This window comes from Lacibacter sp. (assembly GCF_057361365.1).
The window spans coordinates 25,728-40,049 of sequence record NZ_JBMQSG010000020.1; the positions used below are offsets into that span (position 1 = coordinate 25,728).

The 14,322-nt window shown below is 39.7% G+C and carries 14 protein-coding genes and 1 tRNA gene; 5 read left to right on the top strand and 10 right to left on the bottom strand.

Annotation, left to right across the window (positions count from 1 at the left end; all coding sequences use genetic code 11):
• Nucleotides 1-165 precede the first annotated feature (165 nt).
• Genes ACO1QW_RS16715 through ACO1QW_RS16735 form a run of 5 tightly spaced genes read right to left on the bottom strand, consistent with a single transcriptional unit; the run spans nt 166 to nt 2,829 of the window.
• A complete protein-coding gene (locus ACO1QW_RS16715) occupies nt 166-552 on the bottom strand; it encodes a CS domain-containing protein (RefSeq protein ID WP_486260497.1) in 387 nt (128 codons plus the stop codon).
• 36 nt (nt 553-588) lie between these two features.
• Entirely contained in the window at nt 589-1,488 is a 900-nt protein-coding gene (locus ACO1QW_RS16720; protein WP_486260498.1) for a DUF5777 family beta-barrel protein, read from the bottom strand.
• Nucleotides 1,489-1,498: 10 nt separating this feature from the next.
• Nucleotides 1,499-2,050, bottom strand: a complete 552-nt coding sequence (locus ACO1QW_RS16725) for a YceI family protein (protein ID WP_486260500.1) — start codon at nt 2,048-2,050, stop codon at nt 1,499-1,501.
• A 10-nt stretch (nt 2,051-2,060) separates the two neighbouring features.
• Nucleotides 2,061-2,417 (bottom strand): c-type cytochrome, encoded by a 357-nt coding sequence (locus tag ACO1QW_RS16730; RefSeq protein WP_486260502.1) that lies wholly within the window; start codon nt 2,415-2,417, stop codon nt 2,061-2,063.
• 1 nt (nt 2,418) lies between these two features.
• Nucleotides 2,419-2,829, bottom strand: coding sequence for an OB-fold protein (locus ACO1QW_RS16735; protein ID WP_486260503.1), 411 nt, complete (start codon nt 2,827-2,829; stop codon nt 2,419-2,421).
• A gap of 405 nt (nt 2,830-3,234) precedes the next feature.
• Here ACO1QW_RS16735 and ACO1QW_RS16740 point away from each other — a divergent pair, with 405 nt between their 5' ends.
• Both ACO1QW_RS16740 and ACO1QW_RS16745 read left to right on the top strand, forming a co-directional pair.
• Entirely contained in the window at nt 3,235-3,819 is a 585-nt protein-coding gene (locus ACO1QW_RS16740; protein WP_486260505.1) for an RNA polymerase sigma factor, read from the top strand.
• Complete coding sequence (locus ACO1QW_RS16745) at nt 3,809-5,044, top strand: hypothetical protein (RefSeq protein WP_486260507.1); 1,236 nt, start codon at nt 3,809-3,811, stop codon at nt 5,042-5,044. Before ACO1QW_RS16740 ends, ACO1QW_RS16745 begins: the two co-directional genes overlap by 11 nt.
• Before the next feature lie 64 nt (nt 5,045-5,108).
• On the opposite strand, the gene recR is transcribed toward ACO1QW_RS16745, so the two are convergent.
• The 4 genes from recR to ACO1QW_RS16765 form a co-directional block, all read right to left on the bottom strand.
• Entirely contained in the window at nt 5,109-5,729 is a 621-nt protein-coding gene (recR, locus tag ACO1QW_RS16750; RefSeq protein ID WP_486260510.1) for a recombination mediator RecR, read from the bottom strand.
• Nucleotides 5,730-5,764: 35 nt separating this feature from the next.
• A complete protein-coding gene (locus tag ACO1QW_RS16755; protein ID WP_486260511.1) occupies nt 5,765-7,192 on the bottom strand; it encodes an Ig-like domain-containing domain in 1,428 nt (475 codons plus the stop codon).
• 85 nt (nt 7,193-7,277) lie between these two features.
• Complete coding sequence (locus ACO1QW_RS16760) at nt 7,278-10,436, bottom strand: ATP-dependent helicase (RefSeq protein WP_486260513.1); 3,159 nt, start codon at nt 10,434-10,436, stop codon at nt 7,278-7,280.
• A 429-nt stretch (nt 10,437-10,865) separates the two neighbouring features.
• Nucleotides 10,866-11,525 carry a tetratricopeptide repeat protein gene (locus ACO1QW_RS16765; RefSeq protein ID WP_486260514.1) on the bottom strand — a complete coding sequence of 220 codons (660 nt, stop codon included), beginning with the start codon at nt 11,523-11,525 and terminating at the stop codon, nt 10,866-10,868.
• Nucleotides 11,526-11,617: 92 nt separating this feature from the next.
• On the opposite strand from ACO1QW_RS16765, the gene ACO1QW_RS16770 reads away from it, so the two are divergent.
• Nucleotides 11,618-11,689 (top strand) — tRNA-Arg (locus tag ACO1QW_RS16770).
• Between the two features lie 73 nt (nt 11,690-11,762).
• Here ACO1QW_RS16770 and ACO1QW_RS16775 read toward each other — a convergent pair.
• Complete coding sequence (locus ACO1QW_RS16775) at nt 11,763-12,152, bottom strand: hypothetical protein (RefSeq protein ID WP_486260516.1); 390 nt, start codon at nt 12,150-12,152, stop codon at nt 11,763-11,765.
• A gap of 329 nt (nt 12,153-12,481) precedes the next feature.
• On the opposite strand from ACO1QW_RS16775, the gene ACO1QW_RS16780 reads away from it, so the two are divergent.
• Nucleotides 12,482-13,126 (top strand): carbohydrate-binding family 9-like protein, encoded by a 645-nt coding sequence (locus ACO1QW_RS16780; RefSeq protein WP_486260517.1) that lies wholly within the window; start codon nt 12,482-12,484, stop codon nt 13,124-13,126.
• 12 nt (nt 13,127-13,138) lie between these two features.
• Nucleotides 13,139-14,170, top strand: coding sequence for a LacI family DNA-binding transcriptional regulator (locus ACO1QW_RS16785; RefSeq protein WP_486260519.1), 1,032 nt, complete (start codon nt 13,139-13,141; stop codon nt 14,168-14,170).
• Nucleotides 14,171-14,322 lie beyond the last annotated feature (152 nt).

Genomic DNA, 14,322 nt, shown 5'->3' on the forward strand with positions numbered 1-14,322 from the left:
CAAAACAGCTGGCTATATAATAAACTATAAACGTGTGGGAAAACCTGTGAGAGTTTTATTGACGTTTATTAGTTCCGTTTGGCCGAACAATAAACAAATCCGCCTGAATGAAGTGCAAATGTAAATGAAAAAGCCGCACCAACAAGGGGTTGGGCCTGGTGAGGGCTAGTTCCTGACAAAGTGAAGCTGATCGTCCTGCGAAGGGCTATCGTCTTTCAGTTTAATGCTGCTGTTTGTGAATTCTGTTTTTAGCCAATCGCTGTTGAGGTCATTTGCAGGAGAAGTGCTGAAGTTGATATTGATGCGGTTGGCCGTTTGGCTCCAGGTGCCAGTGTACATGGCTCCCGTTGGGCCATGTGCCATTAAAATGCCACCGTTTTCAAACATAAAATAATAATTGTTGTAATTGGCTGTTTTATCCTGCGCATCCCAAAAATAACTGATGCGCCAGCTGCTGCCTGTAATGTCAACAGGGTTGTTATTATCAGTATCGGTTTTCTTGCAAGCTGCAAGTACTATAACCAATGATAAAAGAAGAAGTGTGTAACGCATAGATTGTTTTTAAACGCCAAAGCTGTGTACAGATTGTTATCGGCGCTTTTTTCTTTGCAAGTTAAACATCCTTGAAATATTGAAGCCAAAGAGAATATTGCCTTTGCCCCAACTGCCGGCCGTTTCGCTGATGAATGTACGCTCCGTCATACCACGTGAATTAGAAAAATGAAGCTGAAACACATGACCTCCGGTTTCAATATCAAAACCGATAGAAAAGGAATTGGTTGTGCCTTGGAACTTTGAACCAGGTAAGAGATAGTAATATTCAGCGTTAACCGAAATCATTTGCGTAATGCGTTGGCGGCCACCGATGCCCAACGCAACAATATCGTTTGGATCGGTTGCTTTTGCAACAAGATTATAATGCACAAGTGTGGGCATTAGTTGTATGGCTGTGCCTTCAGAAAACTTGCGGGCTATAATAAGTTGGTAGGCGTATTGCAAACGTGATGAGAACAGGTTTTCCCTTGTTGGGTCTTGCCATTTCAAAGTCGTTAGCATAATGGATGATGCAATTGCTGCACTGATAGGCATTGTTCGTTCACCTTTGCTTTGCCGAAGGAAGCGATATTTCACAAAGCCATCGTATTGTTTTTGATAGGTGCTTCGGCCAACGCCCACCATAAGATTAGGTGCAAGACCAAAATCGAAGCTCATGCGCATGCTGGCATTGTCTAAGCCAAAGAGTTCATAAAAGCCGCCATTAAGTGTGCCAAAGCGATGAGCAATGCGAAAGTCCATCATTCCTTTTGGGATAATTTCAATGGAATGACCGTTGATGATGCGTGATGATTGAAACGTATAATTGATGAATTCCTTTTTTGGTTTTTGCTTTGCAGAATCAAGTTCCTTGTTCAAATCTATTTCCTGGGCAACGGAAATATAAGTGCTGATGCAAGAGAAAAGGAGGAGTAGAATATTTTTCGAACGCATAGGCATAGTTTTATTTGAGTTGATAGTTACAGTTCACCGTTACTTCCACTTTCTCCGCTACTTTTTTTGAAACAATAGTTGGTACAGAGATTTGATAATCGGCGAGTTTGATTGTAAAGACAGAAGAAGCAGTGATGGTATTTTCCTTAACAATGATATTTCCTGGAATCCTGATCTTGTTACTTACGCCATGCATGTTCAATGTACCTTCAACTGTTACCGGATATGTTCCATCTTTTGTAAAATCAACAGCACTGATGTTGGCAATGTTTCCTTTCAATTCAGCTTTTGGAAAACGATCTGAATCCATGTAATCTTTACCGTTAAAATGCCCCTGCATGGCCGCTTTCCTGAACTGGAAACTTTTGATCAATACAATAAACTGAACACTGCCCGTCTTTTTATTGACAACAGAAGCTACTTCGTTATTAGTGGCTTTAATATCTTCCAGCGGAGTTGAAGAAAAAAAACTGATCTGCCCGTTACGGGTCATATAGTTATCCTGGGCATGAAGTTTCAGTAGTGACGAGTAGCAAAGAACTATAAAAAAAAGTCTACGCATTTTTCAAAGTTTAATTATTCAACATTCCGTTTCTTATCCATGTTCTGATCTCAGCTATGCGACATTCAGGAAGCTTGGGAGCAAGATCGGGCATGGCACGGTAGCCCGGAGAATGCGTGATGGCACCAAGCAACCTGCCGCTGCTGGCCATGTTCCGTACGTTTGTATAATTATCGAGCATAATACCGCCCGATGCGGTAACCCCTGCATGGCAGCCGGTGCAATTAGCATTTAGTGTGTTTACAATTTGCACACTGTACTTCACATTGCTGGTATCACATGTATTGTTATACAGTAACTCTTCTTTGTTATAGGTGCACGAAGAGAGTAATGCCAAACAGAATAAGAATAAAAAAATCAGTCTCATATTATTGTTTAATAAGGTAACAGCGTATCAGTATAACATCGGTAGTAAAGCCACTGCAAACACCTTTGATGGTTACAGTTTCACCTTGCTTTATACCTGTTTCTTTTTCCATGGTGCAGTTAACGCCAAACAATGCGTCATTACTTTGTAACTGCACAATTGTTTTTCCTTCCTGGTTTGTGTTAATGCCAGCAACGGCGCCGGTTACTTCAATCACTTTTCCATTATACGTTGGTGTAGTCTGTTGTTCGTTTTCTGCAAACGCACGAAAGAGTTCAACAGCAGTTATTTTAATGCCCGGTAAGTCTGCTACGTTTTCGTGGGGCTTGTTCCACTTGGCATAGATCATAAATGCTGCTCCAATCAACAACACTACAAAAAGGATAAAGTATATAAGCGACCGTTTTTTCATATGTTCATTTTCATCGCTTTAGCCATGCATTGCTTGATAATTTCCTTGGCTCATTGCACACAAAAAGCAGGTTGAGTTACCTATATTAAATGGTTAACGGATGATTGTTGAAGCCAACACAGCAGGCTATTGGTTTGCTTCAAGGTGTAAATTCATACGGAAGCAACCACAGAACGAATGAAAATATCGAAACGAGTAACCCAACCGCTTTTATATCAATCACAAACTGCTATGCCTCTGATATATAACTATCGTTGCAGGGGGAAAGAAGGTTGCCTCTTCACACTTTTTTTTGTAACTTTTATGTGATGAAGGATAACAGCTTGCCCCTTTGGGAAAAATTATGGCAGAAGGCAACTGTTTGTTCCGTGTTTCCGTTACTTGTTCTGATATCAACCACAGGCCGTGCTGAAAAAAGAAGAGTTAGTCAGTTGCATCGAAGGGTGTAAGCATAATAAGCGTATATATCAAAACCAGATGTATGTTGCTTTTTATGATTATGCAATGTCTATTTGTTTCAAGTACGCCAATGATAAAGATGATGCAGTGGAGATCATAAACGATGGGTTCTTAAAAATCTTCAGGGAAATATATAACTACAAACCGCTGTCGGAAGACCTTGCCTTTGGGTTCACCTCCTGGTTCAGAAGAATTATGATCAATACTTCAATTGATCATTACAGGAAGAACAAACACAATAATATTTTTAAGGATTTAGGCGAGGAGCAGGAAAACAGTACTCCCGCTTCAGAACAGGATGTGCTGGCTAACCTGTCGTACAATGAATTGATGAAAGTGATTCAGGAGCTAAGTCCAGCGTACCGTATGGTTTTTAACCTGTATGCCATTGAAGGCATGACCCATAAGGAGGTGGGCGAGTATCTGAATATCAGTGAAGGAACCTCCAAATCAAATTTTGCTAAGGCAAGGGCTTTTTTACAGAATAAGCTCCTGCAAAAATCCACTAAAAAAGAAATAAATGCCTGGTGACGATTTATATAAAAACCTGAAAGATCCTGCTCCCGGTTCTCTTCCCAAATTTGAAGAAGAATCGTGGAGGAAGATGGAGCTGTTGCTGGATAAACATTTGCCTGAGAAAGGTAACGGCAGAATATTTCCGTATATCTTATTTCTAGGTTGCGTTATTCTTGCTTCATTAACTACATTCCTTCCTGCAACAAGAACATCCCGAACTGTGGGGAGTAAGTTAAGCAGAGTAAATACGCCAGCAGTTCAACCAGCTGAAAAACTAACTGCATCTTCAACACGAGTTGTTGAGGAAAACAAAACAAGCTCTCCTTTGCCTGGTCATGAGTCAACTAACGAACAAACAGCACACGGCAATCCTCAGTTGGTTACGAACAATTCAACGCCCACTGAAAATTTTGTTCTAAAACGGAAAAGTTCCGCCCGCACTCAACCTTTCAATGATCAATTAAATCAGCAAGAATTTATTACAACGGAGGAGCCCGTAGCTGTTGCCGATATTTCATTGAGTCGTGTGGACGCAGCTGCTTTAAATAAAAACCATCATCCGTTTCTCTTGCGTTTACATGTGCCGGTACACAATAGTTTGTTGGCGACCAGCAACGAAAAAAAGCCGACAGTGAAGAAGCCGAAGAAAAATGGTCTTTCCTTAACCTTCAGCACAGGACTAGAAACACCCGGTACTGCTTTTAATACGTGGGGCCGATTAACTCCCGTTGCAGGGATCGGGTTGATGTATAATATCGGCGACAGAATAATTCTTCGCACAGGTGTTGCAACTGCTACAAAAATTTATTCGGCACATGATAAGGATTACAACCCCGCCAATAATTACTGGGCCAGTTACACTTACTTTAAAAGAATTAATGCTGATTGTAAGATCATTGAAATTCCTTTGGGTATAGCTTACAGGTTGGTGGGTAGTAAAAAAACAAATCTATATTTTTCCGCCGGAGCTTCATCGGTCATTATGCGCAAAGAAGCGTATGAGTACTATTATAAAAACCAAGCCGGCCGGGATACAGTTACACACCGTGCTTATAATAACAACAGCTTTCATTTGTTTTCTAACATAAATTTTTCTGCCATTGCTGAAAGAAAATTCTCCAACCGGTTTTCATTAATGGCTGAACCGGGCATTAAAATACCATCGGGCGGAATTGGTGTTGGTAAAATACGTTTGTATAATGCAGGGCTAACAGTAACGGCGAAGTTTAAACTGAGATGATAATTAGTGAGATGAAGCTCTTGTAATTCAGCATTTACAAATAACCATTAATCATTAACCCTCGTCATTTCATATTCACATAACTCGCCACCGGCTGGCGGTTTTGCAAACTACGGGCCAACGTTAATTCATCAGCATATTCAAGTTCGCCGCCAAATGCAATTCCCCGGGCAATGGTCGTGATCTTTATGGGCAGGTCTTTTATTTTTTTGCCTATATAGAAGAGTGTGGTATCGCCTTGAATGTTTGGACTGAGGGCAAAAATGAGTTCTTCCACTTCATCTTCTTTTAAACGATTGAGCAATGATTCAATTGTAAGCTGATCTGGTCCTACGCCGTCCAAGGGAGAAATAACACCGCCAAGTACATGATACAATCCATTGAACTGTTGTGTGCTTTCAATGGCTATTACATCACGGATATTTTCCACAACACAAATGATCTGCTTTTTGCGTGAGATATTGCTGCAGATATTGCAGATCTCCGTATCAGAAACATTGCAACACTTGCTGCAGAATTTAATTTCTCTACGCATGCGTGCAATAGTTTCGCTGAAGAGTTGTGTTTCTTCCTGTGGTTGTTTGATGAGATGAAGCACTAAACGCAACGCTGTTTTTTTACCAATGCCGGGTAATTTGGCAAACTCATTTACGGCTTGTTCTAATAATGACGAAGAGAAAGACATACAGCGAAAGTACGAAGGATGCTGAATAAAAGACTTTACTGTCGTTGAGGTATGTTATTATTGTTGCTTTGTGGTTTACCCGGTTCAATTACTAGTTCGTTATCCCAATTTTCTTTTACGGTTACTGAGTAATTGAGTGGCATAACCAATTCCGGCTGTCGCTTCGGTTTTGTAAAATAACTGCCGGCATCCCACACGCCGTTTCTATTTGTATCGAACAACAAGCCAAGTTTGTAAGTGCCGGGCTTAAACTGAGTGCGATAAAATTCTTTGCCGGTTAAGGGATAACGACCAACTACATCATCATTGTTATAAAAAAGCAACACCGGATGTGCAGCAGTATCAAGTTCTTTAAACCGTATACGAAGCGTGCCATATTCTTTTTCTGTTTTCACACGAAAAGAAAGGGTATCGTTTTTTAATGATTTTAATCCTGACGTATCAGCTGCATATTCTTTATCGAGAAAAAGCTTGTAAGTACCGCCGGTTTTCCACGCATAATTCAACAGTAATTGTTTGCGAATACTGTCGTTGATGATGGCAAAATCAGTAATGAACTTTGTTGAATCCTGTTGCAAACGGATCTTCGAAATATCATAATTACGAATAGGTTTTGTATAGATGAGTCTGAATGTATCGAGTATATCAAGTGCATTGCCTTCAAGATTGGAAGAAACCACCAAGCCACGTTTGTTATCTTGTGTCGCAGTCGTTTTTTGCCGTTCCTTTTCTGTAGCAAATGCATACAGCTGAACCGCAGGCGTGTTGGTACTTACCGTAACAGTTGAATCGAGAAAAGCGAATTGTTCAATACCCTGTGTATATTTTTTATTTCCATCTTCATCACGCAACGCATACACATAGAATGTACCAGTGGGCAGGTTGTTAAACTGGAAATTACCTTGTGCATCAACCCTTGCAACATACATGGGTTTTTCTTTAAACACCGTTGAATCTTCTTCTTTACGGTAAAGCAATGCAAACATGGTGCTGTCTGCTTTTCCTGTTTCTGCCAAAATTACTTTACCTGAAAGTTCATTTGAATCAATAAACGCACCGGTTGAAAAACTGTATTGAAAATTCTTCAGAATGTTTCCTTCGTTCAAATCAACAATAGCATCGCCGAAGTTGATGTTGTAAGTTGTATTTGGTAAAAGCGAATCTTTTAAACGAACTATAACCGTACGCAGTTTGTATTCAATTGCCGGATCTTTTACCGGGAAAGGGGAGATAAGTACTTTTTGTGTAGGCTCTTTTAATTCCACAAATTCATCAAAAGTGATGGTGATCTTTTGTTCTTTCACCATGGTGGCCGAATCTCTTGGTGATGCTGAAACAGGCACAGGAGCCAAGCTATCTCTTGGTCCACCGCTTGGCGGCACGATGTTGGCGCAACCGGTTGTTTGAACCTGAACAATTGCGATGCAAAGGATGATGAATATAAATGGAAAAAGTCTTTTCATGTATTAACGCCGCTTCAATTACAAAGTGCAAACTTACCTTCTTTCAAATGATTTCTTTTCTCGTAAATCCTAATAATCCGATAAATCAAGGCTCAAACTCTTCTTCCTCGATCTCATGCAATGCCACCGCCAATTCATTGGTCTTTACAAAATTGCACCAGTGGCAATCTTCTTTGCCGCAGCCGATATAAAATTCACGGTTCTGAATTTTCCCCCAAACCTGTACAATTTGCTGTGTAACTGTTTCAATATCGGCGGGCGTAATAACGATCTTTTCTTTGCGGTATTCTTTCTTTTTATCAGGCTCCACGAAATCAAATTCTGTGCTCACCACTTTCCAGTCTTTTGCTTCGTAGTTGTCAACAAGTATTTTGTAAAACACAGCTTGTCGCCAATAATCACCACCATCGGGTTGTTTATCGTTGGGTCCTTTCAATTTATCTTTTGCATTGTCAACATTACCCGTTTTATAGTCCACAACATTCACTGCTTTGCCATCAAACTCCAGCTTATCAAGCTTCCCTTTTAAAGGCACGCCTTTAATCATTACATTACGAATATTGCGTTCAATGGCAACAATGGTGGAGAAATTGTTGATGTATTTATCATAGTAGTTGCTTAGCACTTCGACTCCGTATTCCATTCTTCGTGCAAACTGTTCTTTGGTAAAACTTTCACGGTGGCGACGCATGTACCATTCAAAATCTGCAACGAATTGTTCTTTGGAATGAAAGCTGTCTGTTTTCGATTCCTGCATTTTGCGGAACAGTTGTTCTAACGCATAGTGAACAGATGAACCAAATTCTGTTGCTTCATTTTTTGGTGAAGGAATGCGGATAAGATTTTTGAAATAAAATTCCAGCGGACATTTTAAGTAGTTGTTTAGCGCAGTAACATTCATCACAAACTTTTCCAGGATAGGTTGAATAAAATGCTCTTCGATTTTTTCAATTTCCGGAGCTTGCGCTTCACCAAATAACAAAGCAGTGAATTCGCTCAATGCTTCGTTGCTAAGCACCACGGGTATAATGTCAATTGGTTGCTCTTCTCTAATCTCTTCAATAAACATCGATGGTTCCATTTCCTTCCCATCATTTTTAAACTGACTGAAGGAAAGGGTCAGATGTGTTTCTGCCCTTGTGATGGCCACATAAAACAACCGACGTAATTCTTCAGTTGATGTTTCTTTTGTTACGGATGAAGTAGTGAAAATGGTATCGGGCAATTTGTATCCATTTGAAGGATTGCGTTTCTTTTCCCAAAATCCCGAATTACAACCAGCAACAAACACCTGTTCAAATTCCAAACCTTTGGAGCCATGTGCAGTTAATAAGTTTACACCGTTATCGCTGCCACTTACCTGCACCAGTGGCAATTTCAACTCTTCCTTTTCCATTAATTCAATAATGGAAATAAGGCCCTGCAAGGAAAGCAAAGGGTTGCGTCTTGTTTCTTCTTTTACAAAATCGAATAAACCGGTAAGCACTTTTAACTGCCAATGTTTATCCGGGCTTTGCATAATATGTTTCAGAATACCGGTTTCTCTAACCACATTGTCGAACAAATGCTGCAGCGTAATATTTGGCACATCGCCAATCAATTTTTCAAAAACAATACTTGCAGTTTTTAAGCCATGATGAATGCCTTGCGAAAAAAGATCTTTTGCCGGGGCATGCGCTTTTTCATGCAGCAACCTCCTCAATGAGGTTTTATTATCGCTGAACTGTGTGGCCGATACTTCAACTGTAAGCTTTGCAATTTCAATTGCAGGAATATGAAACCAGCTGAAGTGTAATAATTCAAACAGCATTTCATCGCCGCCATAAGGCACATCATGCTCGGCAGTGAGGTACTTGAGTATAAGAATGATCTTTTGTGCAAGCGGCAGTTCAAGAATATTCAAATGACGCTTACTGTAAAAGGGAATACCTAAGTGATTAAAGTAATGCGTTAACTCTTCGCCATATTTGTTTTCTTTATAAATAACAGCAATACGCCCGGGGTGAATGCCTTCCTTCAACAATTGTTGCACCTGCAACGTAATATCAATCATTTCCTCCCGTTGCGTTTGATAAGATTTGACAGATGCTGTGTGCAACAGGTGATTGATCTTGCTGTTACTTGAAATAAGATCTTTTGTAAGGCCTGGTATTTTCTTTATTAAACGTTCTTCGTTGCGGTTAATGAGCGATTTTGAAATATCAAGGATAGGTTGGGTAGATCGATAGTTGTTTGACAATACAACCGTCAACAGGTCGTTTGCATACATGCCTGCAAAACTTTCCATATTCTCCACATTTGCTCCCTGGAAACGAAAAATACTCTGGTCATCATCGCCCACAACAAATACATTCGGTTGATCCCAATAGCTGATGAGTAATTCAACAATTTTATTTTGCGTACCGCTTGAATCCTGGAACTCATCAACCAGAATATACTGAAACTGTTCCTGGTAGTTGGCCAGCAGGTTTTTATTTTCTTCAAATGCTTTAATCACCCATGTGATCATATCATCAAAATCGTAACGGTTGCGTTTGCGCATGAGTTGCTGAAAACGATCATACTCTTTTACAGCAGCACGCAGTTTTTCCATGCGTTCGGTTTCTTCATCCAGCTTTTCTTTTTTAAGATCACCTGCATTGAATTGTTTGTACTTGCGTTTGTAAACATACTCATCACGTGTGGGAAGATCGGAGAGGTAGGTATTGATCCTTTCTTCAACAAACTCAGGCGACCATCCTTCTTTTTTCATGGTGCTGAATAGCCGATCAAGATTGGTGATTTCAAAATACACATCACCCCTATATCGTTTCAATGGATGATTTTTAGGAAATGAGTCAATCAACTCTTTGAATAACTCAATCTTTTCCAAATCGGACAAAGGATCAAGTGCTGTTTTTTCGAACTGCGAAAGATTTTCCTGAATTACATCATTGCAAAATGCGTGGTAGGTGTAGATGTTTACTTTGTATGCATCGGGCCCAATGAATTTCAATAACCGTTTCCGCATAGCTACAACGCCTGCATCAGTATAGGTAAGACATAAAATGTTTTGTGGAAGCGCATCTGTTTCAAGTAAGATCTTACCAATCCGGCTGGCAAGTATTTGGGTTTTACCGGTACCTGGACCTGCGATCACCATTACCGGTCCTTCAATATGATCAACAGCCAGCTTTTGTTTTTCATTCAGCCGTTCGTATTCTTCAAGAAATCGTTGTTGGAGGCGTTCTTTGTTAATGGACATGCTTCAAAGTTAATTCTCTGACCTTGAGCCAATAAAGAATTTTGAGGAGTAAGTTGACAACAATTATTATCTAATGTGTATAAAGCCTGCAAAAGATGGATCCGAGAAAAGTTAAACAAATTCGGTTTTCGCCTAATTTTCAGGTACTAACTTCGAAGCCCGTTTTTAAAATCCAGCCAGCCGTACAGTATTGACCGTCTTTTTTTTAGGAAAAAAGGCGGTTTTTTTATTTACCTGCCGGCAAATTATACCCTTAAAGTGGTATTTTTTGAATGAATGGTGAGGGGTACTTTTACGGTGTCGAAGGTTTTAGCCGTTGTTGATCCTACACACCCGCTGAGTTTTCAGCTTCCCTGTAAAGAGATTTTAAGAGGCAGAGCGAATAGCTAATCATTCACAAATACCAGTTCTGCCTCTTACTTTACTTTCTTAACCCGGCATCCGGGAAATATATTTCTCCATTTGTTTAATCTGGTCGGCCAACTGTTGAGTGGAAGGTTTTAAGGCCTTAGCTTTGCGGAAATAGTCTTTAGCAGCACGAAATTCTCTTTTGTTCATCATGATACTGCACATCTGCAGGTTAGCAGCTGCCTGGTTTTCCTTATCTGGCAAGCCTTTACGAAGAGCCTGGCGAATATAGCTTTCGGCTTGTTTGAAGTTGTTTTTTTGCATAGCCAGCATCCCCATTTGCAATAAGCTTGCACCTTCGGTACCCTGCATTAGAGACGATCCGCTGCCCAGATCGATACCTTTCTTCATCATTTTTTCGGCACCGTCGAAATCCTGCTTCATCATGGCAATATTTCCCTTAAGGGTGTAAAACACCGAGCGGATTGGTTTGAACAACAGACCAGGAAATGTAACCGAGTTAAGGATCTTTTCAGCGCCGTCCATATCTCCTGCTTCCATGTATTGCTGAATCAAACGAAGAGGGCCAAAGAAAAAGTGGCCGAAAATGCTCACCACAGCCACAAGGTAAATAATGAAGGATGGCCAAAAGCTGGTATAATAATGAACAATACCGGCTACAACCAATAACACAATACCAATAATAAGCCTGTAGCGGATATATACGTTTAAGAGTTTCATACTTCTATAAATTGGGTTGCAAAGGTAGGGTTTGAAAACAGATTTCAGATTTACCAATTGTGATTTATGCTATTTTTGCCGTCCTTCTATATGGCCCTGTAGTTCAATGGATAGAATAGAAGTTTCCTAAACTTTAGATACAGGTTCGATTCCTGTCGGGGCTACTAAAAAACAAGAGTCCCTTACAAATTCGTTGTAAGGGACTCTTGTTATAATCCTTTATAGGCATTGCACTACTTATCTTGCCAGAGTGAATGCAACTTCTTCGTAGTTGCCCGGTCCGTAGTCTTCCCGTGCATAAAGAGTTACGGAATTCGCAGTCAGGTTTCTGATTTCGAAAACCATTCCATCAAATTCCACAGTTTTTTCGTTTTGAATTTTGTAAGCAAAAGAGTCTGAGCCGTACTCATCTGCAATAACCAGCATACCACTGTTCTGAAAATCAAAGGTTGTTTTTATTAAGTTTTCGGAATAGGATTGTGTAAGTGCACCGTTGTCAAATTCATTATACGTAACGCTGTGAGCATTCCATTTGCCTTTTAATGAAATAACAACATCATCATTTTTTTTCTTACAGGCTGATAGTATAAGAATAGCAAGCAGGCCCAGCAGTAATGTACTTTTCATGATCTTTGGTTTAAATAATGTGAATGAAATTGTTTCTGATACAAAGTTGATCTGCTTAATCACGGATACCTAATTGATTACTCTAACTTTTACGATGATCTTTTGTAGCTTTTACTTTGCTGAACCGCCATTCGTTTTATATAAGTAAGAATTAATAATTGGCAAACGGAGTAATACATTTTGAATGAAATTTCGATAAAACCGTCATTTTTTAACCATTCAGATTTCGGTAACGAATAAGTATTTACAATCTGCGCATACGTTTGTGCAAAGACGGCCTTTTTATTAATGCTACTTTTATCGATAAAAGTCAACACATTGTAGATAACATGCGTGCACTCCATGTTCCTCATATAGTTTGTAAAGATGAATTGGCATCAACTAAGCAGGCCGTAGCGTTGCAGCAACCATTACCACTACAACCATTGGCTGAGCAGCCATGGCCGGCCTATTCGTATAAACCAGATGTGCGTTTTTCAATTGCACATACAGGCGAGCATATTGTGCTTACGTTTAATGTAGAGGAAGAAGAGGTTCGCTATGTGAACACAGCAATTAACTCATCCGTATGGGAAGATAGTTGCGTAGAATTTTTTATCAGTTTCGATGACAGAGGTTATTATAATTTTGAATTTAATTGTATTGGTACAGCACTCGTTGGTTTTGGTAAGGATAAAACAAACAGAAAATTATTGCCGGTAACATTGGTACAACGCATCAGGTGCTTTACAACCATGGAAAAGAAAGCTGCTGGATTTGTATGGCAAATGCAGGCCATTATCCCACTAAGTGTGTTTATGTACCATGCGGTATTTAATCTTGAAGGAAAAAAATGCAAAGCAAATTTCTATAAATGTGGCGATAAATTGGCCCAACCACATTTTCTTGCCTGGAATAATATTGAAACAGCCGAGCCTGATTTTCATCAACCGGCTTTTTTTGGTGATATTGAATTTGAAACGAAAGTTTTATAAACTTAGAGTAGTATGGAAAAATTGCCGACGATAAAAGAAATTGCGAAACAATTAAAAGTTTCGGTGTCAACGGTATCAAGAGCATTGAGCGATCATCCCCGCATTGGTCTCGGTACAAAACTGAAAGTACAGCAGTTGGCAAAAGACATGGGCTACGAACCCAATGCACAGGCCATTTTTTTCAAACAGAAGAAAACGTATGTTATTGGCGTGGTGATTCCTTTTATACGTGAAGAGTTTTTTTCACAGGCAATCAGCGGCATTGAAACTGCTGCCATGGAACATCAATATACTATTTTATTTGGTCAGAGTTATGATGATACGGAAAGAGAGAAAGCTGTTGTTGAAGCAATGAAAAAACAACGTGTAGATGGGTTATTGATTTCTCTTTCAAAAGGAACAAACAGGTACGATCATCTTGAAGCATTGCGCAAATATGAAATACCGGTTGTGTATTTCGATCGTGTACCTAATATGCAGGACGCACATAAAGTTTATTGCGATTTATACAAGGGAACCGTTGATATGGTGGGATGGTTGTTTAATAAGGGCTACAGGCGTATTGCATTTATTAATGGTCCCGATAAGATCAATGCAAGCAAGGAACGTATGAATGGATATATTGAAGGTATTTCCAAACAAAAACTGAAAGTGGATATGCAGATGGTGGAGAAAACTGATTTGTCAAAAGAAAGTACGCACAATGCAATGAAAAAATTACTTGCATTAAAAAATCCACCAACAGCCATCATTACCTTCAACGATTATGTGCACATGGATGCGGTGCAATATGCGCAGAAGCACAATATAAAAGTGAATAAAGACATTGTGTTTGTAAGCTATGCCAACTTGCCCATTACAAGCTATACAGCGTTTCCTCCATTAGCTTCTATCGAACAATATCCTTACGGGCAGGGCGAAAAGGCAATGGAGTTGATGATTAAAATTCTCAACGAAAAAACAGATAATAAAATCACCAGCACTTCTTTTTATGTAGAAGAAATGCCCACTACATTGGTAGCTTTCCAGCAATCGGGCGTATAACAAGTAAAAGCATGAGGAATATAAGCGGAACAATTTATTGTTCCGCTTTTTGTTTCAATAACCTGGCAACAGTTGATGAATGTTTTGCATGGATCTTTTAAGCAATGCATCACCCTTAAAAGTTGCGCATTCGTTTGCATATGCCTTCCCTT

What these genes read in the sequence shown, in the direction of transcription:
- ACO1QW_RS16780 (WP_486260517.1), top strand. Translation starts at nt 12,482, where the DNA reads ATGCGTGCACTCCATGTTCCTCATATAGTTTGTAAAGATGAATTGGCA.
- ACO1QW_RS16720 (WP_486260498.1), bottom strand. Translation starts at nt 1,488, where the DNA reads ATGCGTTCGAAAAATATTCTACTCCTCCTTTTCTCTTGCATCAGCACT.
- ACO1QW_RS16755 (WP_486260511.1), bottom strand. Translation starts at nt 7,192, where the DNA reads ATGAAAAGACTTTTTCCATTTATATTCATCATCCTTTGCATCGCAATT.
- ACO1QW_RS16730 (WP_486260502.1), bottom strand. Translation starts at nt 2,417, where the DNA reads ATGAGACTGATTTTTTTATTCTTATTCTGTTTGGCATTACTCTCTTCG.
- ACO1QW_RS16725 (WP_486260500.1), bottom strand. Translation starts at nt 2,050, where the DNA reads ATGCGTAGACTTTTTTTTATAGTTCTTTGCTACTCGTCACTACTGAAA.
- ACO1QW_RS16765 (WP_486260514.1), bottom strand. Translation starts at nt 11,525, where the DNA reads ATGAAACTCTTAAACGTATATATCCGCTACAGGCTTATTATTGGTATT.
- ACO1QW_RS16775 (WP_486260516.1), bottom strand. Translation starts at nt 12,152, where the DNA reads ATGAAAAGTACATTACTGCTGGGCCTGCTTGCTATTCTTATACTATCA.
- ACO1QW_RS16760 (WP_486260513.1), bottom strand. Translation starts at nt 10,436, where the DNA reads ATGTCCATTAACAAAGAACGCCTCCAACAACGATTTCTTGAAGAATAC.
- ACO1QW_RS16745 (WP_486260507.1), top strand. Translation starts at nt 3,809, where the DNA reads ATGCCTGGTGACGATTTATATAAAAACCTGAAAGATCCTGCTCCCGGT.
- ACO1QW_RS16735 (WP_486260503.1), bottom strand. Translation starts at nt 2,829, where the DNA reads ATGAAAAAACGGTCGCTTATATACTTTATCCTTTTTGTAGTGTTGTTG.
- ACO1QW_RS16785 (WP_486260519.1), top strand. Translation starts at nt 13,139, where the DNA reads ATGGAAAAATTGCCGACGATAAAAGAAATTGCGAAACAATTAAAAGTT.
- recR (WP_486260510.1), bottom strand. Translation starts at nt 5,729, where the DNA reads ATGTCTTTCTCTTCGTCATTATTAGAACAAGCCGTAAATGAGTTTGCC.
- ACO1QW_RS16715 (WP_486260497.1), bottom strand. Translation starts at nt 552, where the DNA reads ATGCGTTACACACTTCTTCTTTTATCATTGGTTATAGTACTTGCAGCT.